This window comes from Microvirga terrestris (assembly GCF_015694425.1).
Lineage (GTDB): Bacteria > Pseudomonadota > Alphaproteobacteria > Rhizobiales > Beijerinckiaceae > Microvirga > Microvirga terrestris.
In genome coordinates, this window is record NZ_JADQDN010000005.1 from 114780 (window position 1) to 140926 (window position 26147).

Here is a 26147-nt window from a genome sequence, read left to right on the forward strand (position 1 = left end):
GGGAAGACATGTATGGCTGATGTAGTCCTCAAGAATGTCCAGAAATCCTTCGGTCGAGCGAAGGTCATTCACGGAGTGGATCTCGACATCCGCGACGGTGAGTTCGTGGTCTTCGTCGGCCCCTCCGGCTGCGGAAAGTCGACCCTGCTGCGCCTTATCGCCGGCCTTGAGGACATCACGGCAGGCGATCTCTTCATCGGCGGCGAGCGGGTGAACGATCTGGTGCCGGCCAAGCGCGGCATCGCCATGGTGTTCCAATCCTACGCGCTTTATCCGCACATGAACGTCTACGACAACATGGCCTTCGGGCTGGAACTTGCGAAGTCCTCGAAACAAGAGATCGACCGAAAGGTACGCGAAGCCGCGCGTCTGCTGCAGATCGAGCAACTCCTCGACCGCAAGCCGCGCCAGCTGTCTGGTGGTCAGCGCCAGCGCGTCGCCATCGGCCGCGCCATCGTGCGCGACCCGAAGGTTTTTCTGTTCGACGAGCCGCTCTCCAACCTCGACGCGGCTCTGCGCGTGCAGACCCGCATCGAGATCGCCAAGCTCCACAACGATACGCGCGCAACGATGATCTACGTGACGCACGATCAGGTCGAAGCGATGACGCTCGCCGACCGGATCGTGGTTCTCAACGCCGGCCGCATCGAGCAGGTGGGCACGCCACTCGAGCTCTATCACCGGCCGGCGAACCTGTTCGTGGCCGGCTTCATAGGTTCGCCGCAGATGAACTTTCTCGAGTGCCAGGTTGCCGGCGTCGGACCGGGCGAGGTGCTGGTGAGCCTGCCCGGCGGCGGCAGCCTGTCCGTGCCTGTCGAGCCGGACGGCGTGCAGGCTGGGGACGCCGTCACCCTGGGCATCAGGCCGGACCATGTCAGGATCGGCCCGGAGGGAGCGCTGACGGGCCGGGTCGAGCTGGTGGAGGAGCTGGGCGAGAATCACCTGCTCTACGTGGATGCGGGCCAGGGCCGGCGCCTCACCGTGCGCGAGCCCGGCGACGCGCGGCATGAGGCGGGCTCAAGCGTCTCCCTCGACCTCGCGCGCGACTTCTGTCACCTGTTCCGGCACACGGGCGAGGCGCTGCGGCCACAGGCAGATGCCACGACACCTACCTCTCCCAACCTGACCAGCAGCGCCGCTTAACCCAAAGTGCCATTCCCGGCCGGAGCGCAGCGGAGGGAAAGGGAATCCATAGCGCTGAGCGTGAGTGTGGATCCCCTTCCCGCATTTCGTGCGCCGGGGACGACACGGAGTGCGCTCGACGCCAGCCAACTTCCTCTATACTGCCTGTGATCCGCGAGGCTGGTGAGGAGGCTGCCATGATTTCCAAGGACGACGAACTGGTCGCCTTCATCGACGGCTTGCCTCCGCGCGCGCGCCTCATGGGGCTCGACCTCGGCACCAAGACCATCGGCCTCGCTCTGTCCGACGTGGAGCGCCGGATCGCGACGCCGCTCGAGACGATCAAGCGCGTGAAGTTCACGCCCGACGTGGGCCGGATCAAGGATCTCGCCGCCCGCTACGAGGTCGGCGGCCTCGTCTTCGGCTTGCCGCTCAACATGGACGGCACCGAGGGGCCCCGCTCGCAAGCGACCCGCGCCTTCATCCGGAACATGAAGCCGCTCCTCCCCTTGCCCGTTCTGTTCTGGGATGAGCGCATGTCCACCATGGTGGTGACCCGCACCCTTCTCGATGCGGACACATCCAGGGCCAAGCGCGCCGACGCTGTGGACAAAATGGCCGCGGCCTACATCCTGCAAGGGGCTCTCGACCGTTACGAGCGGATCGCAAGCGACGCGGCGGATGCCGAGGACGAGGCCGCCGCAAGAGCAGGCCTCGACATGGAAACGCCGCCCGGAGGCGGCGCGATGGAGTGAGCACAACCGCCGGGTGGCTTGCTAAGCTATCCCCGGCGGGTCCTTTGTCGACCAATCAGAAAACGACGAAATCCTTGTAAGTCATCTTCAGGTTCTTATCGAGGATCGCAAACTGTTGCGCCGCCTTCGATCCCGTTCCATCCGGATCATAGGCAAGCGCGCCTGTGCTTTTGTCATAGAGGATGCGGTCACTTCGATCATGAGCCTTCGACCCGGCCCAGAAGGCACCTGACGAGATCACGCCGTTCGACGAGGCGGAAACCTTGAAGATGCCCTTCCAGAGCATGATCATGTCGTACTTCAGGTTGAAGTCCATCACGGTGTCGATGGAAGAATTCGACAGCTTGGACTCGAAGACGAAAAAGTCATAGCCCGCCCCACCGGTCATGGTGTCACGGCCGAGGCCGCCGCTCATGAGGTCGTTGCCGCTGTCGCCATAAATCGTGTCATTGCCTGAGAAGCCATCGATCACATCGTGGCCGCCAGCACCTCGAATGACGTCGTTGCCGGCACGCCCGTCAATGATGTTCGTCTTGCTGTTGCCGGTGATCGTATCTGCCCCGGATGTACCCACAGCATTGCCATTCGGATCGAGCCTAATTCTGAGCATTTATATTTCCTCTATCGCCACTTATCCTGATGGGAATTCATATGCTGTCGTAATAAAATCTACATCACCAAAAAGTAACCATATAACAAATTAGGCAATGCAAATCGTCCTGATCTGCGAATATTTGCATCATTGCTCATAAAGTCTCTTTGCGATCAAGATCTTTAGGATCTGCCTCTTCGGCAAGCTGTGCGGTTTCGCACGCTGCGGCCGTCTGAATCACTACGGAAGGGATAGCCTTAGGGGAAACTCTGATCGGCAATGCCGTCCGCTTGAAATGCCGGAGTGCATATGTCTGGATCAGACGCGCCAAAGTGCCGGACATACAGCGATTTCGAGGCTTGACGCAGCAATAAAAGCCCCCTATCTCAGCGCCACCACGAACGCTGATGGTCGGATACGAGCTTCGCCCCAGGGAAAAGCTTCGAAATTCCCAGACAAATCAGCAGCTTCGGTGGGGGATAGTTTAATGGTAGAACAGCGGACTCTGACTCCGTTAGTCTTGGTTCGAATCCAGGTCCCCCAGCCATTATGATTAGCCCGCGAGTTCAAGGACTTAGCGGGTTTTTTCATGCCTTGTTCGGCCAAAAATGCATTGTCTGGATTTCACCCAATTCCAACGCATTCCGAATTGCAACCTCCAGCTCCATGCAACACAGGCTTATGACCTGTGACCCGCCGTTTAAACACGGAGAAGAATGGATCATGCGCCCTCACTACAGCGGCCGCTAGGCGCTACTGATATGTGAGAAGACACCTCAAAGGGCATCATTGCCGCCTTGGCAGTTTCAGATTATGGATCGAAGCTCGCAGTTTACCTTAGGTAAGGCAACGTCAATTGGCTAAGTTCACCTGGTCTGGAAACAGTGGGTTCCATCTCTACGATTTCAACCTCAGCTGGCTCGCCGAAGCAGACAGCTACGAGCGTTCGTCGACAAGCTTCAAGGCCCTCTACGGGCAACTCAAGCGCTCTTGGGACAAGTTCGAGGGTTATGGCTTCATCTATGATGCCGAAGGCATTCCCACCGGCGGGACTGTCACCGGCTACACGGGTGTTGAAGGTGGCCGCAAAACCGCATCTCTCACCGGGGTCAAAATCTCGGTGACGAAGCTTGTCGATGCCGCTTCGACCTACTCGACCGGCGATGATCTCAGGGTCCTGCAGTCGGCACTATCAGGCCGCGACCAGATTACAGGCAGTCGCTACGATGACAATCTGAGCGGGTTTAGCGGAAACGATACCCTGACCGGCGGCGGCGGCGCGGACTGGCTTTCCGGCGGCAAGGGAGCCGATCGGTTCGTATTCAGGGCAGTTTCAGAGTCCAAAGGCTACGACAACGACTACATCATCGACTTCTCGCGATCTCAGGGCGACAAGATCGATCTCTCGAAGATCGATGCCAGGACTGCGGTTTCCGGCAATCAAGCCTTCACATTCATCGGTACGGCGGAATTCTCGAGCAGCAAAGGCGAGCTGCGCTACGATGAATTCGGTGGTGATGCCTATATTGAAGCCGATATTAACGGGGACGCAGTCGCCGATTTCGAGCTGACTCTCGCAAATGTCTTTGTGATCACAAAGAGCTACTTCATACTCTGAAACAGAACGGAGGGCGCACTATCGAGCGCCCTCCGTTAGCCTAAATGATGATGCCTCACTAAGTGAAAAGTTGAAACGAGTAATCACCGAGACCGCTGTCTCTTAACCTCAGCCTAATTGGCAAAGACAGGCTCAAACGTGCTTTTGAGCGGGTGCGGGTTCCAGTCTCTGTTTGAGGCCGGCGTCTCCCGTGACTCAACCGACCACCGCCGCTCGAATGCCTCGGCCGCTTGCTGATCCTTGACCCCGATCAGCCCGAAACCGGTACGGATCTGGAAGAAATCGTAAGCTGTGCCCTGGTTCTCAAGCCAGCGAACGACCTGAAGCTTAAGCGCTCTCTTGCTCCCGTTCCAGACATCCCAATCATTGACCAGGAAAACGAAGGGCCAGAGCCGGACATAGGCCTCGACTTCGTAGCAGGTCGCCGATGCCAGCTCCTCATCGCGTGTGGAAGCGGCAATAGCCTCGATGATCTTCTCCAACTCCATCACTGCCTCACCTAACGTTCGTCACATAGGGTGGTGCGGTCGAACCGGATCCCGGCGCCGCATAACGACAGGCATACCTCACATTAGGTAAACGATAGGTCATATGGGCAGTTCCAAAGGGATAGCGCTTGAAAGATAAGAGACTCGCGCTAGCGGCGGTATGCTCCCGCTTCTATGGGTCTGGAGGCCCGCCGGTTATCACTTTGGTCTGGGAATAACCGTTCAAACGCAAAGCAGCCTGCGCCATCTGTATGCTGTTCAAACCCATGGGGCATCGTCTTCAGCGGCCTCGCTGAGTTGCGCCGCAGACTGTACACTCGATAATTTGGAGTGCCCAAGAAGCTTTCCGAAGCGTGGCTCATGAAAACCCCTGACCCGAACTCGGCCGGCGATCAGGCCAACATGGATCGGCATCGAAGTGGTTGGAGTGATGGATCAGACGGGAGCTCTTGCGCGCTGGCTGGCCGATGAGGCGCCGCACGAGACTGTGCAGGGGCTGTTCGCCGGCTTCTGCGAGGAAATCGTGCGCTCCGGCATTCCCGTGTGGCGCGCCTCCCTAGGACTGGAGGTGCTGCATCCGGAGGTGAGCGGCTGGCAGCATGTCTGGACGAGCGAGAGCCTGTCGATGCGGGAAGCCGACCGGGCGACGGCGGCCACATCGCCGTCTTACCTCAACAGCCCGACCCGGATCGTCGATGAAGCCGGACGGCCGTTCCGCCGGCGGCTCAAGGCGCCCTGCCCCGACATGCCGCTCCTTGAGGAACTGCGCCTCGCTGGAGGGACGGATTACGTCATGTATCCCCTGCCCTTCCTGGACCGGACCCGGACCGCCGTGATCTCCTTCGCCACCCGGGATATACAGGGCTTTGACCCGGCATCGCTCGACCGGCTCGAACACGCCGTGAAGCTTATCAGCCCATATCTGGAGCGGCATGTTCTGCGCCGCATCGCGGTCGACCTTCTCGACACCTATGTCGGCCCGCGCACAGGGCAGCGCATCATTGAGGGCCGGGTGGATCGCGGCGCTGTCGAGATGATCGAGGCGGCGATCTGGCTTGCCGACCTGCGGGGCTTTACGCTCCTGTCCGAACAATCACCCATCCCGGCAGTGCTGACCCATCTGAACACCTGGTTCGGCATCATCGGCGAGGTGGTGGAGGCGCATGGTGGCGAGGTGCTCAAGTTCATTGGCGATGCCGTGCTGGCGATCTTTCCGACTTCGGCTGAAGGCGACCGTAGGGCGGCCTGCCGCAAGGCGCTGGCGGCCGCACAAGAGTTCTGCCGGAGGTCTGAGGCCGAGAATACTCTGCGCCGCACTTCCGGCCATCCGCCTCTGGAGCACGGCCTCGCGCTGCATGTGGGCGAGGTGGCCTATGGCAATGTCGGGGCCTCGCACCGGCTCGATTTCACGGTGATCGGCCCGGCCGTGAACCGAGCCAGCAGGCTCCTGGATCTGGCCAAGCGCTTGGACCGGTCCGTACTCGTCTCGCACGCCCTGGCCCGGGATGTGGATCATCCTCTGGTCGATCTCGGACGCTACCGGCTGCGAGACGTCGAGAAGCCCCAACGGATCTTTACCTTGCCTGCCCCGGAGCACCTCGTGAGGCCGGATCATGAGACCTGATAGCTCCCGTCACCCTCACCCAATCGCCAATGGCCTCTTCTGCTACGTCGAAGCGCACAAGTTCAGCTGTTAGTCGCATATAGGCGAGGTTGACACCGGCTCGTCCTGCCACACCTAAGCAACCGATGTTAATCTTACCGAGAGCTGTGTTTTGATGAGGCGAGCGCTGAACCGCAGAGCTGTGCCCGATGATCCCGTCGACAGGGGCCTCATCGCTACTGCTCTCGTGGCCGCCCTGACGGCGTTCCTCATTTGCTGCCAGCTCCCCTGACGTCAGGCTGTACGCCGGAAGCAGCGCGGCGCTCCACCCATCCCCGCCGAACGACGACGACGCAAAAGTGGATACCCTTTTGCCCTAGCCCTCCCGTTGGGACGTTCAGGGCCGAAAGCGGTTATCATTTCATGAAGTGAGCCGACTACTCACAACGTGAGCACCGATATGCGTTTTTCGACTTTGTGCGTCTTTGCTGCAGCGACTCTCATCTCCGCGAGCGCCTTGGCTCAGGAGGGGGGATGGGCCTCTACCCCGGAAGGGAAAGCACGCTGGGATGCGTGCTACAAGGAGACCCGCCTGATCCACAGAACCCGCAACCGGTCTGCCCTCGACTATCGAGAGATCATCAAGGAAGCGCGCCGGGACCACATGCGCGTGTGCATGACGAGAACACAGCCTCCGGCTCCGGTGCAGGTTGCAGTGCCGACCGACAGGTTTCCCGAGACTGCTCTGTCTGGTTGGGCCAGCAACAACTAATTTTGGTAAGATCCCAAGGCCCTGAGCTGTCCCTCAGGGCCTTGCCTCGTCCATTGGCGTGGTTGATAGCGTCTGTGCCGCACCCGGGACATGGCAGGGAGAAGGCTCGATACCAAGCTCACGTTTGTGTTCTCTAACCTTGCTTCAGGCGTGCGAGGATGAGGCGGCTTCAGGCTAGGCAGGTCCCGCAACGGGATCGCCGGCAGCGTTCAACGCTTTACCGTCTTGACGTCGGAACAGGGAATGATCAGCACTGGGCGAAGATCCTCACCCACGATTTCAATGAAGATTTCGTCCCTGTAGTTGGGCTGCATCGCAGCCCAGCTCCGCAGGAGATTTTGAATCACCTTCAAAGCTTCGGACTCGGCCGCCGCGATATCCGGCAAGTCGACGCCGCTCGGATCCTCATCGGTTCCGAAGTGGCTTTTGATATCGATATAATAGCGGGGCAAGCTGATCCCCCAACAACTCTCTAGACCTGAGGGGACACCCCTCATTATAACCACTTATGTTAAACGACAGCGTGCATCGCTGAAATTCACTCTGAATCGCCCTCACTCTTTCGAGCGAACCTGCTCTCAGGAGGGATGTGGTCCAACTTTCCAGAGTCGAGAGGATCAGATGCCGGCGCTCGATGTTATCAATTGAGAGAAGCGCCTCAGGAGTTTCGATGCTCTTACCTTGGATGAAGCTTGCCACGGACACCACGATGCTGGCCTTTGAAGCCCAAACGGTGATCTGGACCCGCCTGTCACAGGCCGCGATGGGCCGGGGATCTCACGCGGAGAACCTGCTCATGGTGACGGAGAAGATCTCCGCCTTCACAGAAGCCGCCGCCGTGCTTGCCGCCGGCGGTTCCGCTCACAAGATCGTCAAGGGATACCGCAAGAAGGTCCGAGCCAACGCAAAGCGCCTCAGACGGTAGGAGCGGCAAAAGCCATCCAGGAAGTGTTGCGCAGCATCTTCAGCCTTGGTGACCGAGGGAGCATTCTTTTTGGCGCGCCTCGCATTGATCACCAAGAAGCCTCCTGCAACGGTGAGGTGCGACACTTTGCGCCTCAAGAAGAGAAGCATCGATCTTCGAAGCGTGGCTTTTACTAAAGAGGCCGATGCCCCTGACGCCGATGGGACAGGAATCCGCGCATTTGAAGGCTTTAGAGCCTGTCCTTGGCCACATCAAGACGAATAGCCGAGCTTGTTCGGCAAGCTTTTCATACCGAAGTATAAGCTTCAACATGCGGATCTACGTAATTTCCACTATTTCCTTTGACGAGCAAATCAGCGTATAGATTTTTTCATTGATGCGGAACAATTATACATACGTTAACCAAACATATACTTTCTAAGACTTTCGTGTCGGTGGGGGCAGACACGGTGAGAGCCGCGAACCAGATATTTAAGCTGGGCGCGGCTTTTCTTTTTTGCTGAGCGATAGAGAAGTCGAAAGCTCTTTATAGCAGAACCGCGCCAATACTGTCTCGAGACGCTGCCATTCCACTTCGGTGCTTGGCAGGCCGAACCTCAACAGCTGCGAGCTATACTGAAATCGTCTGACCCAGATGCCATGCTCTCCCAAAGCCTGGAAGAGTTCAGGGGCCCTTGGGCTCTCCAGCAGGCGATAGAGGATCGTGCCCCGTAGGGACTCATCAGCAGCAGAACTCAGAAGAGCATCCAAGCGGCGGGCATCGGCCGCGCGGGCTGTCCGCGCCGCTTCAAGCCATTTCCGGTCTCCGAGAGCCGTCCGGCCAGTCTCGATGGCAGGTCCGGATACAGCCCAGGGGCCGAGCGCCGACCTCAGCTTCGTGGCGATCGGTTCCGGTGCCAACGCAAAGCCGATCCTCAGCCCCGCCAAGCCATAGGTCTTGCCGAAGGATCGCAGGACAACCGCATTGGACGGAAGCACAGGCGCAAGGCTCTCGCCGTCGTCGAAATCGGCAAAGGCCTCATCCACGACGAGCCAACCGCCCTGCGGGCGAAGGTCCTCGGCGAGGTCGAGCAGATCCTCACGCTTGAGAAGCCTCCCGTCGGGATTGTTGGGATTGACGACCACCACGACACTCGCACCATCGAGTCGATCCAGAGACGGAACCTCGATCACATCATGCTCAGCCTTGCGCCATGAATGGGCATGCTCCGCATAGGTCGGCCCGAGAACCGCCACGCGGGAGCGCGGCCGCAAATGTGGGAGAAGGCTGATCAGAACCTGCGTTCCAGGCGCCGCAACCACCATAGCGGCATCCGCGGCTCCATAGGCTTCAGCAGCGGCCGCTTCGAGGTCCCGGTGATCGGCCGGCGACGGCAGCCGCGTGAACAGGGAGGCTGGCAAGGGGGGCACCGGATAGGCTATGGGGTTGATCCCCGTCGACAGGTCGATCCACGGTTCGGGGGCCTGGGGAAACAGCCGCCGGGCCTCGTCCAGATCGCCCCCGTGCCAGATCCGCGCCTCACTCATCCAGTTCACCCATGGTCCTCTCCGACAGCCTGCTCATCTTAAGCCTCGCCCTCGCGGCAGAGGCGGCTGTCGGCTACCCCAACCGCCTTTACACGGTGATCGGGCATCCCGTCACCTGGATAGGACGGCTGATCAAGGCGCTGGACCGGGGCTTGAACCAGGAGGCATGGTCGTTCGGGCAGCGCCGCGCTGCCGGCATCATGGCCCTGCTGGTTCTTCTCACTGTGACAGGGCTAGCGGCCTGGGCACTGACCGCGCTCCTCCAACCGCTCGATCTCATCGGCATTCCTGTTCTGGCGATCATCGCCAGCAGTCTCATCGCCCAGCGCAGCCTGCACGAGCATGTAGCGGCCGTATCGCAAGGGCTGCGAGACGGCGGAATCGAAGGCGGGCGACAAGCCGTCTCGATGATCGTTGGACGCAATCCGCAGAGCTTGGACGAGGCGGGTGTCTCCCGCGCGGCCATCGAGAGCCTTGCGGAAAACTTCTCCGACGGGATCGTGGCGCCCGCTTTCTGGCTCGGCCTCGGCGGTCTCACCGGTGCTGTTCTCTACAAAGTGACCAACACGGCCGACAGCATGATCGGCCACCGCACGCCGCGGCTCGAGGCCTTCGGCTGGGCAGCGGCACGCTTCGATGATGTCGTGAACCTCCCCGCCTCGAGGTTATCGGCACTGCTCATTATTGCTGCCGCGTCCCTGAATCGGGGAACCTCGCGACCGGGCGCATGGCGCGCCGTCCGACGTGACGCCTCGCATCACCGCTCGCCCAATGCCGGCTGGCCCGAGGCCGCGATGGCGGGAGCGCTGGGCCTGCGGCTCGCCGGACCGCGCGTCTATGGCGACGTGCGTGTCGAGGATCGCTGGATGGGCAATGGGCGCGCGGAAGCAACGGCCGGCGACATCGATCTGGCGCTTGCGCTCTACCGCACGGCCTGCGGATTGCTGTTCGGCCTGGCCTCGAGCCTTGCGCTGCTGGCCTGGATCATCCTGCGCTGATCGCCAAGAGCCTTTTGCAGTCGAGATGCGCTTCCAGGTGATCGGCGAAGCGGTCGAGGATATCGTCGACGAGGGTTTCATAAGCGAGATCGCTCGTCGCTGCACCTAGCAGGTTGAGCCACCGCGCCCGCTGCCGGTCGTCCGCAAACAGGCCATGCACATAGGTGCCGACCACGCGGCCATCCGCCGAGACGGCACCGTCCGCCTGCCCGTTCGCCAGTCGAGCGAAGGGCTGCCGCGATGCGTCTGGTCCCGAGGTCTCCCCGATATGCATCTCGTAGCCGGAAAACGGCACGCCATCGGTTGACGTGCCTGTTACCGCTTCAAGCCGCTTCCTCGCCGTGAGCGTGGTCGCAACATCGAGAAGCCCTATTCCCTCAACGGAGCGGCCCGCCTCGCCCTCGATGCCGAAAGGATCGTCGATGCGCGTCCCCAGCATCTGGTAACCGCCGCAGAGGCCAATCACCCACCCGCCCCGGCGCACATGCGCCTTGAGGTCGATGTCCCAACCCTGCTGGCGGATGAATGTCAGATCGTCGATGGTGGTCTTGGAGCCGGGCAGCAGGACCAGCGCTGCGTCGGCCGGAAGCGGCTGTCCGGGCTCGACCAGAACCACCTCGACGCCCGGCTCCTCGCGCAGGGGATCGAGATCGTCGAAGTTGGAAATCCACGGCGTCACCGGCACGGCGATGACGACCGAACCTTTTTGCCCCTCGCGCCGCAATCCGAGTCCGTCCTCCGCCGGCAGACGCGCCGCATCGGCGAAATGCGGCACGAGACCCAGGGCCGGCCAGCCGGTGCGCTCGGCGACAAACTGCATGCCGCTGTCGAACAGGGCCGGATCTCCGCGGAAACGGTTGACGATGAAGCCGCGGATCATCGAGGCATCCGCCGCATCGAGCACCACCTTGGTGCCCACAAGGCTTGCGATGACGCCGCCCCGGTCGATATCGCCCACGAGCACCACGGGCACGTTGGCCGCGCTGGCAAAGCCCATATTGGCGATGTCGCCGGCGCGGAGGTTCACCTCCGAGGCCGAGCCTGCGCCTTCAACGAGCACGAGATCAGCCTCATTCGAGAGCCGCTCGAAGCTGTCGAGCACCGCCTCCATGAGGCGCGGCTTCCAGGATTGGTATTCCCGCGCCTTCGCCGTGCCGACGACGCGGCCCTGCACCACCACCTGCGAGCCGATCTCGCTTTGGGGCTTCAGCAGCACCGGGTTCATGTGCACGCTGGGCTCAACACCTGCTGCCCGCGCCTGCAGCGCCTGGGCGCGGCCGATCTCGCCGCCATCGGCCGTGACGGCGGCATTGTTGGACATGTTCTGCGGCTTGAACGGCCGGACCCTCAAGCCCCTACGCGCAAAGACCCGGCACAGGCCCGCCACCAGGAGCGACTTGCCCACATTTGAGCCGGTGCCCTGCACCATGAGCGCGCGCATCTAGAACTCCACGCCTTCCTGCGCCTTCACGCCGGCGGCGAAGTGATGCTTCACCAGGGTCATTTCGGTGACGAGATCGGCCGCCTCGATCAGCTCCGGCTTCGCATTGCGGCCGGTGACCACGATGTGGAGATCGGGCCGGCGCTGCTTCAGGGTCTCCACCACGTCAGTCAGCGGCAGATATTCGTAGCGCAGCGCGATATTGAGCTCGTCCAGCACCAAGAGGCGGATGTCCTCGCGGGCCATCAGCTCCTTAACCTTCTCCCAGGCGCGCTCGGCCGCTGCCACGTCGCGGGTGCGGTCCTGCGTCTCCCAGGTGAAGCCCTCGCCCATGGTGTGCCACTCCACCTGATCACTGAACCGGTCAAGCGCCATGCGCTCGCCGGTCTCCCAGGCGCCCTTAATGAACTGGACCACGCCGACTTGAAAACCGCGCCCAAGCGCCCGCAGCATCAACCCGAAAGCCGCCGTCGACTTGCCCTTGCCGGGGCCGGTATGGACGATGAGGAGCCCCTTCTCGACGGTCTTCGAGGCGACCTCCCGGTCCTGGACCTCCTTGCGTTTGATCATCTTGGCGCGGTGGCGCGCCTCTTCGTCCTGGGTCATCCCGGCCTGCTTTCCTGTGGAAGGGCTGCACCATGAACAGGCTCAGGCCTGATTTCAAGGCCGGCCATTCTCGATGCTCAGGCTTGAAACCTTCCCCCTTGCCGGATAAGCATGGAAGTGACGGTGCCCCGGCAACGGGGTGAAAAGGGAATGCGGTGAGACACCGCGGCTGCCCCCGCAACTGTAAGCGGCGAGCCTTCGCTCCACATGCCACTGGGCCTCAAAGCTCGGGAAGGCAGCGAAAAGCATCGACCCGCGAGCCAGGAGACCTGCCGTCAGCCTTAGCTTCTATCGGGTCTGTCGGACGGGGTGTGCCGACGGTGACCGTAGTCGAATGACCCTCGTCGTTCGGTTCCGTCCGTGGAAGCGCACCAGACTCGAACCATGAGTCTCCCGACGGAGAGAACGATGACCGCACTGATTCTGCCCAAGACCCGCCTTCTCGCCCTGACACTCGTAGGCCTTGCCGCTGCGACGCCTGTCCTTGCTCACCATCCCATGGGCGGAATGACGCCGGCCACCTTCACGCAGGGCCTGCTCTCGGGCTTCGGCCATCCGATCATCGGTCTCGATCACCTCGCCGCCCTCATCGGTGTCGGCCTCGTCGCCTCGCGCTTCGCCCGTGGCCTCACGCTCCCGGCCTTCTGGATCGTCGCCATGGCGGCCGGTGTCGGCCTGCACCTGATGAGCGCCAACCTACCTTACGCGGAAATCCTCGTGGCGCTCAGCGTCGTGGCCATCGGCCTTGCGGCGACGATCCGCATTACCCTGCCCTATGGTCTGATCGCGGTTCTGTTCGCCGCCGGTGGCGCCGTGCACGGTTATGCCCTGGGCGAATCCATCGTCGGTGCGGAAGCCACCCCGCTCGCCGCCTATCTCGTCGGTCTCGTGGCGGTTCAAACCGCGCTGACCACGGCCGTGGCTTTCGCTGCCCGCTCGCTTGCGAAGGGCTCGCTTGCCGCTCCCGCGCTGCGGCTCGCGGGTGTTGCGGTTGCCGTGACGGGCGTCGCGGCCCTGGCCCTGCCCGCCTTCGCCTGAGCTTATCGGCTTACAAGCGATGACCTCATCCCCTGAGGAGATCTGCCTGCATGTCTGCGTCACCTGCCGTCAGGCGGGTGGCCCGGACGACAAGGCGCTCCGGCCCGGCGCGATCCTTCACCGGGCGCTGACCGAGGCACTCGAGCAACCCGATGCGCCAAAGGTGCGCGTCGAGCCGGTCGAGTGCCTTTCGGTCTGCAAGCGCCCCTGCACCATCGCGGTCTCAGGCCCCGGTCGCTGGACCTACATTTACGGCGACCTGAGCCCTGACACCTCGGTGGAGACCATTCTCGACGGGTTGCGCCGCTATGCAGCAACCTCCGACGGGCTCGTGCCCTGGCGCGAGCGGCCCGAGGCGTTCCGCAAGGGCGTCGTTGCCCGCATTCCTCCGTTCAAGACAGACAGCGCGGCCTAAGCCGTCGAAAGGCAAGCCTTCATGAGCCATCTCTCGAAGATCCCCTGCACGATCATCACCGGATTCCTCGGCGCCGGCAAAACCACCCTGGTGCGTCATCTGCTGGAGAATGCGAAGGGGCGCCGCCTCGCGGTTCTCGTGAACGAGTTCGGCGATCTCGGCTTCGACGGCTCCTTCATCGAAGGCTGCGGCATCGAGGGCTGCACGCAGGACGACATCGTGGAACTGCCGAACGGCTGCATCTGCTGCACGGTGGCGGACGATTTCGTGCCGGCCCTGAACACCCTGCTCAACCGGCCCAATCCGCCCGAGCACATTCTCATCGAGACATCGGGCCTCGCGTTGCCCAAGCCGCTCGTGCGTGCCTTCAACTGGCCCGACATCCGCTCCCGCGTGACGGTTGATGGCGTGATTGCCGTGGTGGACGGTCCGGCCGTCGCATCGGGCGCCTTTGCCGATGATCCGGATGCGCTCGAAGCCCAGCGCGCGGCGGATACCTCCGTCGATCACGAGAACCCGCTGGAAGAGGTGTTCGAGGACCAGCTGCTCTGCGCCGACCTCATCATCCTCAACAAGACCGACCAGATGCAGGCCGGCGACAAAGGCAAGGTTCTGGCCGAGATCAACGAGCACCTGCCCCGCGCCGTGAAGGTGATCGAGGCCGCTCACGGCAAGGTGGACCCGACCGTGCTGCTCGGCATGGGTGCCGCAGCGGAGTCCGATCTCGACGCCCGTCCTTCGCATCACGAGACGGAGGACGATCATGACCACGACGATTTCGAGAGCATCGCAATTCACGTCGAAGCCGTAGCGACCCCTGAGGCGCTCGTCGCACGCGTCGAGCGCGCGGCGGAAGCCGCCGGCGTGCTGCGCATCAAGGGCTTCGCGCCGGTGAACGGCAAGCCCATGCGCCTCGTGGTGCAGGGCGTCGGCCAGCGCGTCGCGCATCACTTCGACCGGCCTTGGAAGGCCGATGAAGCGCGCGATGGACGCATGGTGGTGATCGGCCTGAAAGGCTTCGACGTGAAGGCCGTCGAAGCCGCCTTGCGCGCGGGATGACATGCATCTCCTTCCGGTCACAACGGTATCCCTTGAGGAAGGCCAGGAGGCTATCGACCTCCAGCAGCCTCCTGGCGATATCGTCGTCCTTTCATTTGCGGACAGTGACCTCGGCGCGCTCGCGGCTGCGCATCGGCTGAAGGCGGGCGGCCCCTCGCTCCGCCTCGCATCATTACGCCGCCTGCGCCATCCTCTCTCGGTCGATCTCTACATCGATAAAACCGCCGCGAAGGCGCGCTTCGTGCTCGTGCGCTGTCTCGGCGGCCTTGATTACTGGCGTTATGGGCTGGAGCGGCTGTCCGCAGCATGCCGCTCGCGGGGCGTGAAGCTCGCCGTGCTGCCGGGCGACGACCGCCCCGACCCGCGGCTCACGGCCTATGCCACCGTTCCCTCCACGCTCTGCGATGAAATCGAGGCCTATTTCCGGGCCGGCGGCATCGACAACATGAGCCGCCTGCTCGAGCGCATCGGCGCAGAAATCGGTGAGAGCGACGCCTTCGTTGAGCCGCCGCGCGCTGCTCCGCGAGCATTCGCTTGGACTCCCCCACTCAATCACTCTGACCTCATCCTGAGAAGCCGCGTCAGAGAGGTCTCGAAGGATCATCCAGGGCTCTCTGGAACATCCTTCGATACGCAGACTACGTCTGCTCCTCAGGATGAGGCTGATGGGATCGAAGGCGGCGGCATCGCAGATCCTGAACATGTGCTCGCCCGCCTTTCGCGCGAACGCCCACTTGCCTACCTTCTCGTCTATCGCTCGGCCGTTCTCTCAGGCGACACGCGGGCCATCGAGGATCTGTCAGCAGCACTGCAGGAACGCGGCATCGAAGCCCTCGTGCTCGCAGTGTCGAGCCTGAAGGATCCGGAAGCGGTGACGGTCGTTCGACGCGTGATCCAGGACTGCCGTCCTGACATCATCGTCACGACAACGGCTTTCTCGGCGCGAGACGATGAAAGCTTTGTGCTCGACGAAGCCAATTGCCCGATCTTGCAGGCGATCCCCGTCGGCAGCGGCAAGGATGCCTGGGAGGCCTCGCCGCGTGGCCTCTCCGCCGCCGATCTCGCCATGCAGATCGCTCTTCCTGAGTTCGACGGCCGCATTGCTGCAGGTCCCATTTCGTTCAAGGCTGAAGAGGCTGCCGATCCGGTCCTCGCGTTCTCGCGCCGGGTGCAGGCGCCGGACGCGGCCGGGATCGATGCCGTTGCCAGCATGGCCGCCGCATGGGTGCGCCTCGCCCGCACGCCGCGCGCCGAGCGGCGGCTTGCGCTCGTTTTGTCCGATTACCCGGCGCGCGGCGGCCGTGCCGGTTTTGCCGTCGGGCTCGATACGCCGGCGAGCGCCTGCGCGATCCTCAACCTGCTCCGCGACGCCGGCTACGACGCGAACTGGGATTTCACCGCCGACGAACTGATGCCGCGTCTCACGGACGGGCAGGAAATCTTCGAGGTTCCGCTCACCCTCTATCGTGCATGGTTCGATAGGCTGCCGAGCCAACAGCGCCATGCTATCGATGAGCGCTGGGGCAGCGTCCAAAACGATCCAGCCTTGACGAACGGCGCTTTCCGCTTTCGCACTATTCGTGCCGGCAACGTGCTTGTCGCCCTGCAGCCTGACCGCGGGCATGGACAAGACCGCAAGGGATTCTACCACGATCCCGAATGCCCCCCGAGCCACGGCTATCTTGCCTTCTATTGCGGCCTGAGGGCGCTGGAGAACATCCACGCCCTCGTTCATCTCGGCACGCACGGCACCACGGAGTGGCTGCCCGGCAAGGCGGTGGCACTCTCGTCCACATGCTGGCCGCGTCTCGCCATCGGCGCGATGCCGGTGATCTACCCGTTCATTGTCGATGATCCCGGCGAGGCGGCTCCTGCGAAGCGCCGTCTTGGCGCAGTCACCATCGGGCATCTCACGCCGCAGAGCGGCGAGGCTGGCCTGCACGGCGAGGCAGCGGCGTTGCGGGAACTCGTGGAAGAGTTCTCTTCGGCCCAGGTGCTGCACCCCGGACGCGCGGAGCTGGTGGCGAAGGAAATCCTGGAGCGCGCGCAAGCAAGCGGGCTTGCTGCTGCCTCCGGCGTCGATGACAGCATGCCGATGGAGGAGGCGCTCACCCGCCTCGATGCTCACCTGTGCGATCTTGGCGAGGTGACGATTCGCGATGGGCTCCACATTTTCGGTCATGCTCCCGAGGGTTTCGAGGTGAGCGCGTCGGGCGAGCGCGATGGGTTGTTGAAAGCCCTCGACGGCCGTTTCGTCGTGCCCGGCCCCTCCGGCTCACCCTCGCGCGGGCAAACGGACGTGCTGCCTACCGGTCGCAACCTCGCAACCCTCGACCCACGCGCGATCCCAACCCGCGCCGCCACCGAACTTGGGCAGCGCGCGGCAGCCGAGGTCGTGCGCCGCCACCTGCAGGAGCAGGGCGACTGGCCGCGCCGGATCGTGATGGATCTCTGGGCCTCGCCGACGCTCCGCTCAGGCGGCGAGGACATTGCGCACGCGCTCGCCCTCATGGGCGTGCGCCCGACCTGGGACAATGCCTCGACGCGTGTCACAGGCTTCAAGATCGTGCCGCAGCCCCTCCTCGACCGCCCCCGCGCCGATGTGACAGTCCGCGTTTCCGGAGCGTTCCGCGACACGTTCCCCGATCAGATTACCCTGCTCGATCAGGCGGCTCGCGCGGTAGCCGCTCTCGACGAGGATGACGAGTGGAACGAACTCGCCGCCGCGCGTCGGCGGGGCAAGACGCTGTCCCGCGTGTTTGGCTCCGCACCCGGCACCTATGGCGCGGGCGTGTCGGAGCGGGCGCTGGATGGTGAATGGGCAACGAGAAACGATCTCGGCCGCACCTATCTTGAAGGAACCTCCCATGCCTTTGGTGCAGGCGGTGAGGCGCACAGCGATGGAAGCTTCCCGCAGCGTGTGGAACAGGCGGAAGCCTTCGTGCATGTGAGCGATGTGGCCGAACGCGACATCCTGGATGGCGACTCTGCCGCAGATGCCATCGGAGGCTTCGCGGCGGCCGCGCAGGCGCTAGGCACGACCGCCGCTCTCTATAGCCTCGACACGAGCCGCCCGCAGGCACCCAAAGCCCGTACCCTCTCGGAAGATATCGACCGCCTCGTCCGCGGCCGCCTGACGAACCCGCGCTGGATCGAAGGCCAGCTGCGCCACGGCTGGCGCGGTGCAGCGGAGATCGCCCAGGGAGTCGATGCGCTCTTTGCTTTTGCCGCCACGACAGATGCCGTTCCGGCCATAACCCTCGACCTCGTCTTCACGGCCTTGATCGCTGACGAGCCTCACTGGCGGCAGATCGTCAGCGCCAACCCGGCCGCCGCGCAGGCGATCCGCGACCGCTTGGCCGATGCGCGCCGGCGTGGCCTGTGGGAGAGCCGCCTCAATTCCGTTGCAGCCCTCTTCGAGGATGACCGGAAGGAGGCCGCCGAATGAGCGCTCAGGCCGACATCCTGCGCCGGGGCTGGTGCCCGGGCGTGCGCCGCCCGATGACAACCGGCGACGGCCTGCTCGTGCGCCTGCACCCGTTCGCCGGCAGGCTGTCGGCGGATCAGGCGGGCCGCGTTGCGCAAGCTGCACGCGAATATGGCAACGGTCATCTCGACATCACCGCTCGCGGCAACCTGCAGATCCGCGGCGTGCGCGAGGATACCTATCCCACCCTGCTCGCCATCCTTGAGCGCGAAGGTATGGCCGAACCGGAGGGCGATGGACCGAACCGCCTCACGGTGTTGTCGCCCCTCGCCGGTATCGATCCGCTCGACAGGTGCAATGCGCTTGCCCTGGCGCAGGACATCGAGAATGCGGCGGGCGCCATCGACTTTCTGCCCGCGAAGTTCTTTGTCGCCATCGACGGCGGTGGCGGGATGCCGCTCGATGCTGTCGGTGCCGATCTTCACCTGTTGGCGAGGGATGAGGACAGTATCGCTTTCGGTATCTCCACTTCCAATGGACTGCACTGGATCGGCACATCGCGCCTCTCCCGAACGCCGGATGCCGTTCACACGATCCTCTCGGGCTTCGCGGATTTGGCACGCAAGGGCATAACCGAGGTGCGGCGTCTGCGCGATCTCGGACCCGATCTGGTGCAGGAGTTGGCAACCCGCGCGACCCTCGACGCAGCGGCTGAGCCACCCCGGCGGGCGGCAGCTCCTCGCGCAGGTATCCTGTCTCTTGAGAGCGAACGGGCCGTGCTCCTCGCCCTCCCTTTCGGCCGCTGCAGTGCCGAGCAGTTGCTCCAGGCCGCCGACTGGAGCGAACGCTTCGCCAGCGGTGAAATCCGCCTCTCCTTCACGCGCGGTCTCCTGCTGCCGAGGATCGCGGACGGGTACGTGCCTGCATTGATCGACGAGGCCAGCCGCGCCGGATTCATCACCGAGGCCGATGATGCGCGCTTGTCCCTGGTCGCCTGCCCCGGCCGGCCGGATTGCGGCAGCGCCCTCACGGCTGCTCCCGCCGATGCCGTGCGCATTGCGGAATCTTGCGGGAATCTGCTTCGTCAAGGCGCAACCCTTCACGTCTCGGGCTGCCCGAAAGGCTGCGCCCATCCCGGCAAGGCCGATCTCACCCTCGTCGGCCGCGCCGATGGCCGCTACGACGTCCTGCCGGATGGCTCGACCCGCGACGCCTCAGTCCTTGACTTATCCATTGACGAGATCATGCTCCGTTTATCACCATTGAACACCTTGGATGCCCTGCGCAGCGCTTTCCCGGAGCACCGGCGATGAGCGCCGCCCGCGATTACATCCGCGAAGGCGCAGAGATCTATCGCCGCTCCTTCGCAATCATCCGCGCGGAAGCGGACCTCTCACGCTTTTCAGGCACAGCCGAACGCGTTGCCGTGCGCATGATCCATGCCTGCGGCATGACGGATCTGCCCCGCGATATCGATCTCTCGCCCGCCTTCGCCGAAGCAGCGGAAAGCGCGCTGAGCCGCGGCGCACCGATCCTGTGCGATGCCAAGATGGTGGCGAACGGCATCACCCGCGCGCGGCTGCCAGCGAATAATGAGGTGATCTGCACCCTCGACGACCCGCGCGTTCCGGCGCTCGCAGCCGAGCTCGGGAACACCCGATCGGCCGCCGCCATGGAATTGTGGCGTGAGCGGATCGAAGGCGCGCTTGTGGTCTTCGGCAATGCGCCTACCGCGCTCTTTCATCTGCTCGAAATGCTGGATGCCGGCGCACCGAAGCCCGCCGCCGTGATCGGCATTCCAGTCGGTTTCATCGGCGCGGCGGAATCTAAGGAAGCGTTGGCCCGCGACGGGCGTGTGCCGTACCTCGTTGTCCACGGGCGGCGCGGAGGCAGCGCCATGGCGGCGGCCGCAGTCAATGCCCTCGCGAACCCGGTGGAGTGAGTGGACATGGCACAAGATTCCGTCCGCTTCTTCGGCTTAGGACTAGGTCCCGGCAACCCGGATTACATGACCGTGCGCGCCCGCAGGGTTCTGGAAACGGCGGACCGGCTGGCTCATTTCTGCAAGCGCGGGCGGCGCGGCAATGCGCGCACCATCGCCGATGCGGTCGTGGGCGCAAACCCGGAGCGGGAGATCGCCCTGGTGTATCCGGTGACCACGGAGATTCCCGCCGACCACCCGGATTATGCGGCGGCTCTCAACCCTTTTTACGAAGAGGCAGCGGCACAACTCCTCACCGAAATCGAGGCTGGACGAACGGTCGCTGTTCTGTGCGAGGGCGACCCCTTCTTCTACGGCTCCTTCATGCACCTCTGGTGGCGCCTCAAGGACAAGGTGCCGACTGAAGTCGTGCCGGCTGTCTCAGGCATGTCAGGCGCCTGGACCCGCGCGGGCGCGCCGATCACCTGGGGCGACGACGTGCTCACCATCGTGCCAGGAACGCTGCCGGAGGAAGAACTGACGCGGCGCCTGTCGGGCACAGATGCCGCCGTGGTGATGAAGCTCGGTCGCAACCTGCCGAAGGTTCGCAAAGCGCTCGCTACCGCAGGCCTCCTGGAGCGCGCGATCTATGTTGAGCGCGCCACCATGGCGGAGGAAAAGATCATTCCTCTGCCCGATCTGACTGAGGATTTCGACGCTCCCTACTTCTCGCTCATCATCGTGCCTGGGCAAGGGAGGCGCGTATGACGGGCCTCGTCACCATCGTGGGCCTTGGTCCCGGCGACCCGCGCTTCCTGACCCCCGCCGCTGTGGAGGCGCTCGCCGCCGCCACCGATCTTGTGGGTTATGGGCCTTATATCGACCGCGTTCCGGAGCAGGCAGGTCAGCGCCGTCACTCATCGGACAACCGGGTCGAGCTCGACCGGGCGCGCTTTGCGCTTGACCTTGCGGCGCAGGGTGCACGCGTGGCCGTGGTGTCTGGCGGCGATCCAGGCGTGTTCGCCATGGCGGCAGCCGTGTTCGAGGCTGTCGACAATGGCGATCCAGCCTGGCGCAGCCTCGACATTCGCGTGGAGCCTGGTATCACGGCGATGCTCGCCGCGGCCGCCCGCGTCGGCGCGCCACTCGGCGGTGACTTCTGCTCCATGTCGCTGTCGGACAACCTCAAGCCGTGGGAGGTCGTGGAGACACGGTTGCGCGCGGCGCTGAACGCCGATTTCGTGGTGGCGCTCTACAACCCGATCTCGTCCGCCCGGCCCTGGCAACTCGGTGCAGCCTTCAAGATCGTTGCGGAGATACGTGAGCCCGACACGCCGATTATCCTCGCGCGGGCCGTCATGCGGCCGGACGAGCGGATCAGAATTCTGCCGCTCTCTGAAGTGGAAGCGTCCATGGCGGATATGTCCACTGTCGTAATCATCGGCGCCAGCACCACCAAGGTCATCGAGCGGCCCGAGGGCGAAGCTCCTTACGTCTACACGCCCCGTTTCTACGGAGTACGGCCGTGACGGCGCTCGAGCCATTCGAGGGCCGCCTCGGCGCTCGCAACCTCCTCGACATCGCGGGGCTTTTCCGGGCGCGCCACGATGATGACGGGCAGCCCGAGTGCACGGGCCGCCGCGATCTTCGGATAAGTCACGGTCCCGCCGGAATTCTTCGTCACCACCACCTCGACGCGCTCGCGCTCCATCAACGACCTTTCGGCCACCTCATCGAAAGGCGCGCGATCCTGGATGGCAATGAGGTTAGCCACCGGCAGGGCATCGCCGATGGGCTCGATAGTGCGGACAAGATATGTGTGCTGCGGCGCGGCCGCGAAGGGCGGGAGTTCAAGACGCCCGACCGTGAGGAAGACGCGGCGGGATTCATCGCCCAGAGCATCGACAGCCTCTTCCATCGAGCTGACCTCGATCCAAAGGTCACCCGCCTGCACGGTCCAGGACGGACGGCGCAGGGCGAGCAGCGGTACGCGCGCTATCACGCAGGCCTCTGCCGCGTTGCGCGACATCACCGCGGCGAACGGATGGGTGGCATCGAGAACCGCCTCGATGCGCTCCTGCGTCAGGAAACGGACAAGCCCCTGCACGCCGCCGAAACCACCGATGCGGGTCGGGATCGGCAGGGGCCGCGGGTCGCTGGTGCGCCCGGCCATGGACAGAAGCGGGCTGAACTCGGTTCGTCCTGCCAGAAGCCTCGCGAGTGTGGAGGCTTCCGTCGTGCCGCCCAGAATGAGAATGCGCATGCGCCCCTTTTCCCCGAATTCTGAGAAGGAGTCGAGCATGACGAAGGCTCCCTGGCTTACGATCATCGGCATCGGCGAGGACGGACGCGTAGGGCTCTCCCCTGCGGCCCAGGCGGCCCTCGACCAAGCAGAGTTCGTGATCGGCGGTGCGCGCCACCTCGAACTTGTGGCGCCCTTGTCCGCGCAGGCTCAGACTTGGCCCTCTCCCTTCGCCGAGGGCTACCCAATAATCCTCGCCCGCCGAGGCCAGCCCACCTGCGTGCTCGCAACCGGCGATCCTTTTCATTATGGCGTGGGAGCCGAACTCGCGCGTCTTGTTCCGGCGGATGAGATCGTCTGCCATCCGCAGCCCTCCGCCTTCAGCCTTGCAGCCACGCGCCTCGGATGGTCGCTGCCGGATTGCGACTGCGTGAGCTTGCACGGGCGGGCACTGGAGCGGATCGTTCCCCATCTGCAACCGGGCGCCCGCATTCTCGCCCTGTCGTGGGATGGTTCGACGCCGGGCAGGCTTGCCGAGTTGCTGAGGGCGCGCGGCATGGGCGCCTCGACGATCACGGTGCTGGAAGCCATGGGCGGCCCGCGCGAGCGGATCCGCTATGCGGATGCGGATCTGTTCGAGATCCGCGAGATCGACCCGCTCAACACCGTCGCAATCGAAACCAAGCCATCGCGCGATGCCCGTGTCGTTCCGCTCACGCCCGGCCTTCCCGATTCCTGGTTCGAGAATGATGGCCAGCTCACCAAGGCGGAGATCCGCGCACTGACCCTGGCTGCCCTTGCGCCAAAGGCCGGCGAGCTGTTGTGGGATATTGGCCTGGGCGCGGGCTCGGTCGGCATCGAATGGTGCCTGCGCCATCCGCGCAACCGCTGCATCGGCATCGAGGAGAGGCCGGAGCGCGCCGAGCGGGCGCGGCGCAATGCACAGGAACTCGGCGCAACGGCGCTCGACACTCGCATTGGACAGGCGCCGGAAGCGCTGGCCGACCTGCCGGTGCCTGATGCCATCTTCATCGGGGGCGGCGCATCGAAGCCCGGCGTTTTCGAGACCGCCTGGACGGCGCTGAAACCCGGCGGCCGCCTCGTCGTCAATGCGGTGACTCTGGAGACAGAGACGCTGCTCGGAACACTCTATGGGCGCCACGGCGGCACCATGCGGCGGTTGGCTCTCGCGCGCCTCGAAGCCGTCGGCGGCATGCATGGCTGGCGCGCCGCAATGCCCGTGACGCAATGGGTGGTGGTAAAGCCATGATCGTGGCAGGCGTAGGATTCAGGCGCAGCGTCGAAGCCGGCGAGATCGTGGCTCTGGTGGAGCAGGCGCTGGAGCGCGCTGCGATTGCGCGTGATGCGTTGAAAAGTCTTGCGACCATCGAAGCACTCACCGCCTTGCCTGCCTTCAGGGAGGCCGCCCGTCGGCTTGATGTTGTGGCGACGACAGTTGCGCAAGCTACTCTCGTGGAAACAGCGCCGCATGTGCGCACGCAATCAGCCCGCTCCATCGCTGCGCATGGAGTTGGATCGGTCGCCGAAGCTGCAGCGCTCGCCGCCGCAGGATCACACTCAAAACTTATTCTGGAGCGCATTGCATCAGCCTCCGCCACCTGCGCCCTTGCGCGTTCGGAGACCAGCTCATGACCGTTCATTTCATCGGAGCGGGTCCCGGCGCCCCTGATCTCATCACCGTGCGCGGGCGCACGATCATCGAACGCTGCCCGGTCTGTCTCTATGCCGGCTCCATCGTGCCGCCGGAGATCCTGTCCTGGTGCCCGTCCGGAGCGCGGCTCGTGGACACGGCCCCCCTCGATCTTGACGCCATTACGGCAGAATACGTGCGCGCGCATGAACAAGGCCAGGACGTAGCGCGGCTCCATTCCGGCGATCTCTCGATATGGAGCGCCATGGGCGAGCAGCTGCGGCGGCTCGATGCGCTTGGCATTCCCTACACCATCACCCCGGGCGTTCCCGCCTTCGCGGCGGCCGCTGCTGCCCTCGGGCGCGAGCTGACCGTGCCCGAGGTGGGCCAGTCGGTGGTGCTCACGCGAACCTCCGGCCGGGCGTCAGCCATGCCGGAGACGGAGCGGCTTGCCACCTTCGCGCAAACCAGGGCGACGCTCGCCATTCACCTGTCGATCCACGTGATCGAGCAGGTAGTCGAGGATCTGATCCCTGCTTACGGCGCCGACTGTCCAGCCGCCGTGGTCTGGCGCGCCTCCTGGCCGGACGAGCGGGTGATCAAGGGAACGCTGTCCACGATCGCCGCCATGGTGCGCGCCGAGAATCTGGAACGCACGGCGCTGATCCTGGTGGGGCGCACGCTGGAGGCAAAGGATTTCCGCGACAGCGCGCTCTACTCAACCGATTACGACCGGCGCTTTCGCCCCAGCGCCCGTGAGGGCGGCCAATGAGAACCGCAGCGTCAGGCAACCGGATGGAACGGCACGCGGCCCACGAGCTGACCGTTGCGGTCGAACACGATGATTTCAAGCGCGATCTCGGCACCACGCAGGGCTTTAGAGGCCGTCTGCCATGCATGCTGCGCCACCACGTCGGCCAACGGAAGGCCAAGACGCTTGGCGGTCTCCAGCACTTCGAGCGCGGTGTTGGCGCCACGCGCCTGCTCCGCGATGAAGGGCTCGGCACCGACCTCGCACAGTCGCTCGGCCAGCCATGCGAGATCGACGGCACCGGAGCGCGAATGCAGGTCGAGCAAGCCCTGACCGAGCTTGGTCATCTTGGCGAAGCCGCCCGCGATGGTGACTTTGGGGACCGGGTTGCGGCGCAGGTATTTCAACATGCCGCCAGCGAAGTCACCCATGTCGATCAGCGCATGGTCCGGCAGATCGTAGAGCGCCTGAACGGCCTTCTCGGAGGTCGAGCCGGTGGCGCCTGCCACATGATCGAGGCCTCCGGCGCGGGCCACGTCGATGCCGCGATAGATGCTGTGGATCCAGGCCGAGCAGGAATATGGCACCACCACGCCGGTGGTGCCGAGGATCGACAGGCCGCCCAAAATGCCGAGGCGCGGGTTGAGGGTCTTCAGGGCGATGGCCTCGCCGCCCGGGATGGATATCTCAACCTCGATGTCTGTCGCCCCACCGAGGCTGCGCGCCGCCTCCTCCAGGTTGTCGCGGATCATCTGGCGCGGCACCGGATTGATGGCGGGCTCACCGGGAGGCAGGGGCAACCCTGCCCGGGTGACGGTGCCCACACCCTCACCGGCCCGGAACGTCACGCCGGAATCCGCTCTCCCCGCCCGAACGGTCGCGATCACCAAGGCGCCGTGGGTCACATCCGGATCGTCGCCCGCATCCTTGACGATGCCGACCCGCATGCCACCTTCGATGGCTTCGGTGAGCGCGAGGGAGAAAGCAGGCCGCGCCCCGCCCGGCAGCACGATCTCGACGGGGTCGGGACAATCGCCTGTATGCCAGCCAAGATACGCCGCCTTGGCCGCCGCCGTGGCGCAGGCGCCCGTGGTCCAGCCACGGCGCAAGGTTCCGGCGGGTTTACTCTCGTCCATAAGCCCTCTTACAACGTCCCCATGAATTCCAACAGCCATCTCGGGACGGCTCGTCACGCC

Annotated in this window: 26 protein-coding genes, 1 tRNA gene and 1 riboswitch; of the genes, 19 read left to right on the forward strand and 8 right to left on the reverse strand. The window is 64.0% G+C overall.

The annotated features are described in order from the left end of the window. Positions 1–12: 12 nt before the first annotated feature. Together I2H36_RS11725 and ruvX are read left to right on the forward strand one after the other, a co-directional pair. Positions 13–1143: an ABC transporter ATP-binding protein gene (locus I2H36_RS11725; RefSeq protein ID WP_196264085.1), complete on the forward strand. Its 1131-nt coding sequence runs from the start codon at positions 13–15 to the stop codon at positions 1141–1143. A gap of 176 nt (positions 1144–1319) precedes the next feature. Then, on the forward strand, positions 1320–1877 hold the full coding sequence (ruvX, locus tag I2H36_RS11730) for a Holliday junction resolvase RuvX (RefSeq protein ID WP_196264086.1): 558 nt from the start codon (positions 1320–1322) through the stop codon (positions 1875–1877). Positions 1878–1932: 55 nt separating this feature from the next. On the opposite strand, the gene I2H36_RS11735 is transcribed toward ruvX, so the two are convergent. Next, positions 1933–2487 carry a calcium-binding protein gene (locus tag I2H36_RS11735; RefSeq protein WP_196264087.1) on the reverse strand — a complete coding sequence of 185 codons (555 nt, stop codon included), beginning with the start codon at positions 2485–2487 and terminating at the stop codon, positions 1933–1935. Between the two features lie 455 nt (positions 2488–2942). Between I2H36_RS11735 and I2H36_RS11740 the strand changes: the two genes are divergently transcribed. Then, positions 2943–3016 (forward strand) — tRNA-Gln (locus tag I2H36_RS11740). A gap of 309 nt (positions 3017–3325) precedes the next feature. Then, positions 3326–4087 (forward strand): M10 family metallopeptidase C-terminal domain-containing protein, encoded by a 762-nt coding sequence (locus tag I2H36_RS11745; RefSeq protein ID WP_196264088.1) that lies wholly within the window; start codon positions 3326–3328, stop codon positions 4085–4087. Positions 4088–4200: 113 nt separating this feature from the next. Here I2H36_RS11745 and I2H36_RS11750 read toward each other — a convergent pair whose 3' ends face one another. Continuing rightward, the gene (locus I2H36_RS11750; protein ID WP_196264089.1) at positions 4201–4575 is read right to left on the reverse strand and encodes a hypothetical protein; all 375 of its coding nucleotides are present in this window, start codon (positions 4573–4575) and stop codon (positions 4201–4203) included. Positions 4576–5005: 430 nt separating this feature from the next. Here I2H36_RS11750 and I2H36_RS11755 point away from each other — a divergent pair, with 430 nt between their 5' ends. Further along, positions 5006–6199: an adenylate/guanylate cyclase domain-containing protein gene (locus I2H36_RS11755; protein ID WP_196264090.1), complete on the forward strand. Its 1194-nt coding sequence runs from the start codon at positions 5006–5008 to the stop codon at positions 6197–6199. A 439-nt stretch (positions 6200–6638) separates the two neighbouring features. Further along, complete coding sequence (locus I2H36_RS11760) at positions 6639–6950, forward strand: hypothetical protein (protein ID WP_196264091.1); 312 nt, start codon at positions 6639–6641, stop codon at positions 6948–6950. Positions 6951–7159: 209 nt separating this feature from the next. On the opposite strand, the gene I2H36_RS11765 is transcribed toward I2H36_RS11760, so the two are convergent. Next, positions 7160–7402, reverse strand: a complete 243-nt coding sequence (locus I2H36_RS11765; protein WP_196264092.1) for a DUF6894 family protein — start codon at positions 7400–7402, stop codon at positions 7160–7162. Positions 7403–7620: 218 nt separating this feature from the next. Here I2H36_RS11765 and I2H36_RS11770 point away from each other — a divergent pair, with 218 nt between their 5' ends. Then, positions 7621–7875, forward strand: a complete 255-nt coding sequence (locus tag I2H36_RS11770) for a hypothetical protein (protein WP_196264093.1) — start codon at positions 7621–7623, stop codon at positions 7873–7875. A 471-nt stretch (positions 7876–8346) separates the two neighbouring features. Here the strand turns inward: I2H36_RS11770 and cobD are convergent, their stop codons facing one another. After that, positions 8347–9402 carry a threonine-phosphate decarboxylase CobD gene (cobD, locus tag I2H36_RS11775; protein ID WP_196264094.1) on the reverse strand — a complete coding sequence of 352 codons (1056 nt, stop codon included), beginning with the start codon at positions 9400–9402 and terminating at the stop codon, positions 8347–8349. Between the two features lie 11 nt (positions 9403–9413). Here cobD and cbiB point away from each other — a divergent pair, with 11 nt between their 5' ends. Further along, a complete protein-coding gene (gene cbiB, locus I2H36_RS11780; protein ID WP_196264095.1) occupies positions 9414–10400 on the forward strand; it encodes an adenosylcobinamide-phosphate synthase CbiB in 987 nt (328 codons plus the stop codon). Here the strand turns inward: cbiB and I2H36_RS11785 are convergent. Together I2H36_RS11785 and cobO are read right to left on the reverse strand one after the other, a co-directional pair. Then, positions 10387–11829, reverse strand: a complete 1443-nt coding sequence (locus tag I2H36_RS11785; protein ID WP_196264295.1) for a cobyric acid synthase — start codon at positions 11827–11829, stop codon at positions 10387–10389. The two genes, cbiB and I2H36_RS11785, sit on opposite strands and share 14 nt — an antisense overlap. Positions 11830–11841: 12 nt before the next feature. Then, positions 11842–12447: a cob(I)yrinic acid a,c-diamide adenosyltransferase gene (cobO, locus tag I2H36_RS11790; RefSeq protein WP_196264096.1), complete on the reverse strand. Its 606-nt coding sequence runs from the start codon at positions 12445–12447 to the stop codon at positions 11842–11844. Between the two features lie 104 nt (positions 12448–12551). Beyond that, positions 12552–12738: riboswitch (cobalamin riboswitch) on the forward strand. 117 nt (positions 12739–12855) lie between these two features. Between cobO and I2H36_RS11795 the strand changes: the two genes are divergently transcribed. The 8 genes from I2H36_RS11795 to cobJ are packed head-to-tail and all read left to right on the forward strand — an operon-like array spanning position 12856 to position 21836. Further along, on the forward strand, positions 12856–13485 hold the full coding sequence (locus I2H36_RS11795) for a HupE/UreJ family protein (RefSeq protein WP_196264097.1): 630 nt from the start codon (positions 12856–12858) through the stop codon (positions 13483–13485). Between the two features lie 19 nt (positions 13486–13504). Further along, a complete protein-coding gene (locus I2H36_RS11800; RefSeq protein ID WP_196264098.1) occupies positions 13505–13900 on the forward strand; it encodes a DUF1636 family protein in 396 nt (131 codons plus the stop codon). 21 nt (positions 13901–13921) lie between these two features. Then, positions 13922–14959 carry a cobalamin biosynthesis protein CobW gene (cobW, locus tag I2H36_RS11805; RefSeq protein ID WP_196264099.1) on the forward strand — a complete coding sequence of 346 codons (1038 nt, stop codon included), beginning with the start codon at positions 13922–13924 and terminating at the stop codon, positions 14957–14959. A 1-nt stretch (position 14960) separates the two neighbouring features. Continuing rightward, entirely contained in the window at positions 14961–18407 is a 3447-nt protein-coding gene (cobN, locus tag I2H36_RS11810; RefSeq protein WP_196264100.1) for a cobaltochelatase subunit CobN, read from the forward strand. Further along, entirely contained in the window at positions 18404–19699 is a 1296-nt protein-coding gene (gene cobG / locus I2H36_RS11815; RefSeq protein WP_196264101.1) for a precorrin-3B synthase, read from the forward strand. Before cobN ends, cobG begins: the two co-directional genes overlap by 4 nt. Next, positions 19696–20328, forward strand: a complete 633-nt coding sequence (locus I2H36_RS11820) for a precorrin-8X methylmutase (RefSeq protein WP_196264102.1) — start codon at positions 19696–19698, stop codon at positions 20326–20328. The genes cobG and I2H36_RS11820 overlap by 4 nt, the downstream gene beginning before the upstream one ends. Positions 20329–20334: 6 nt before the next feature. Then, complete coding sequence (locus I2H36_RS11825) at positions 20335–21075, forward strand: precorrin-2 C(20)-methyltransferase (protein WP_196264103.1); 741 nt, start codon at positions 20335–20337, stop codon at positions 21073–21075. Continuing rightward, complete coding sequence (gene cobJ / locus I2H36_RS11830) at positions 21072–21836, forward strand: precorrin-3B C(17)-methyltransferase (RefSeq protein ID WP_196264104.1); 765 nt, start codon at positions 21072–21074, stop codon at positions 21834–21836. Before I2H36_RS11825 ends, cobJ begins: the two co-directional genes overlap by 4 nt. On the opposite strand, the gene I2H36_RS11835 is transcribed toward cobJ, so the two are convergent. Beyond that, on the reverse strand, positions 21818–22570 hold the full coding sequence (locus tag I2H36_RS11835; protein ID WP_196264105.1) for a cobalt-precorrin-6A reductase: 753 nt from the start codon (positions 22568–22570) through the stop codon (positions 21818–21820). The two genes, cobJ and I2H36_RS11835, sit on opposite strands and share 19 nt — an antisense overlap. Positions 22571–22607: 37 nt before the next feature. On the opposite strand from I2H36_RS11835, the gene cbiE reads away from it, so the two are divergent. Genes cbiE through cobM form a run of 3 tightly spaced genes read left to right on the forward strand, consistent with a single transcriptional unit; the run spans position 22608 to position 24972 of the window. Then, positions 22608–23819, forward strand: coding sequence for a precorrin-6y C5,15-methyltransferase (decarboxylating) subunit CbiE (cbiE, locus tag I2H36_RS11840; RefSeq protein WP_246718766.1), 1212 nt, complete (start codon positions 22608–22610; stop codon positions 23817–23819). Next, on the forward strand, positions 23816–24202 hold the full coding sequence (locus I2H36_RS11845) for a cobalamin biosynthesis protein (RefSeq protein WP_246718767.1): 387 nt from the start codon (positions 23816–23818) through the stop codon (positions 24200–24202). The genes cbiE and I2H36_RS11845 overlap by 4 nt, the downstream gene beginning before the upstream one ends. Then, positions 24199–24972: a precorrin-4 C(11)-methyltransferase gene (gene cobM, locus I2H36_RS11850; protein WP_196264108.1), complete on the forward strand. Its 774-nt coding sequence runs from the start codon at positions 24199–24201 to the stop codon at positions 24970–24972. Before I2H36_RS11845 ends, cobM begins: the two co-directional genes overlap by 4 nt. Before the next feature lie 11 nt (positions 24973–24983). Here the strand turns inward: cobM and I2H36_RS11855 are convergent, their stop codons facing one another. After that, entirely contained in the window at positions 24984–26087 is a 1104-nt protein-coding gene (locus I2H36_RS11855) for a cobalt-precorrin-5B (C(1))-methyltransferase (RefSeq protein ID WP_196264109.1), read from the reverse strand. Positions 26088–26147: the final 60 nt, after the last annotated feature.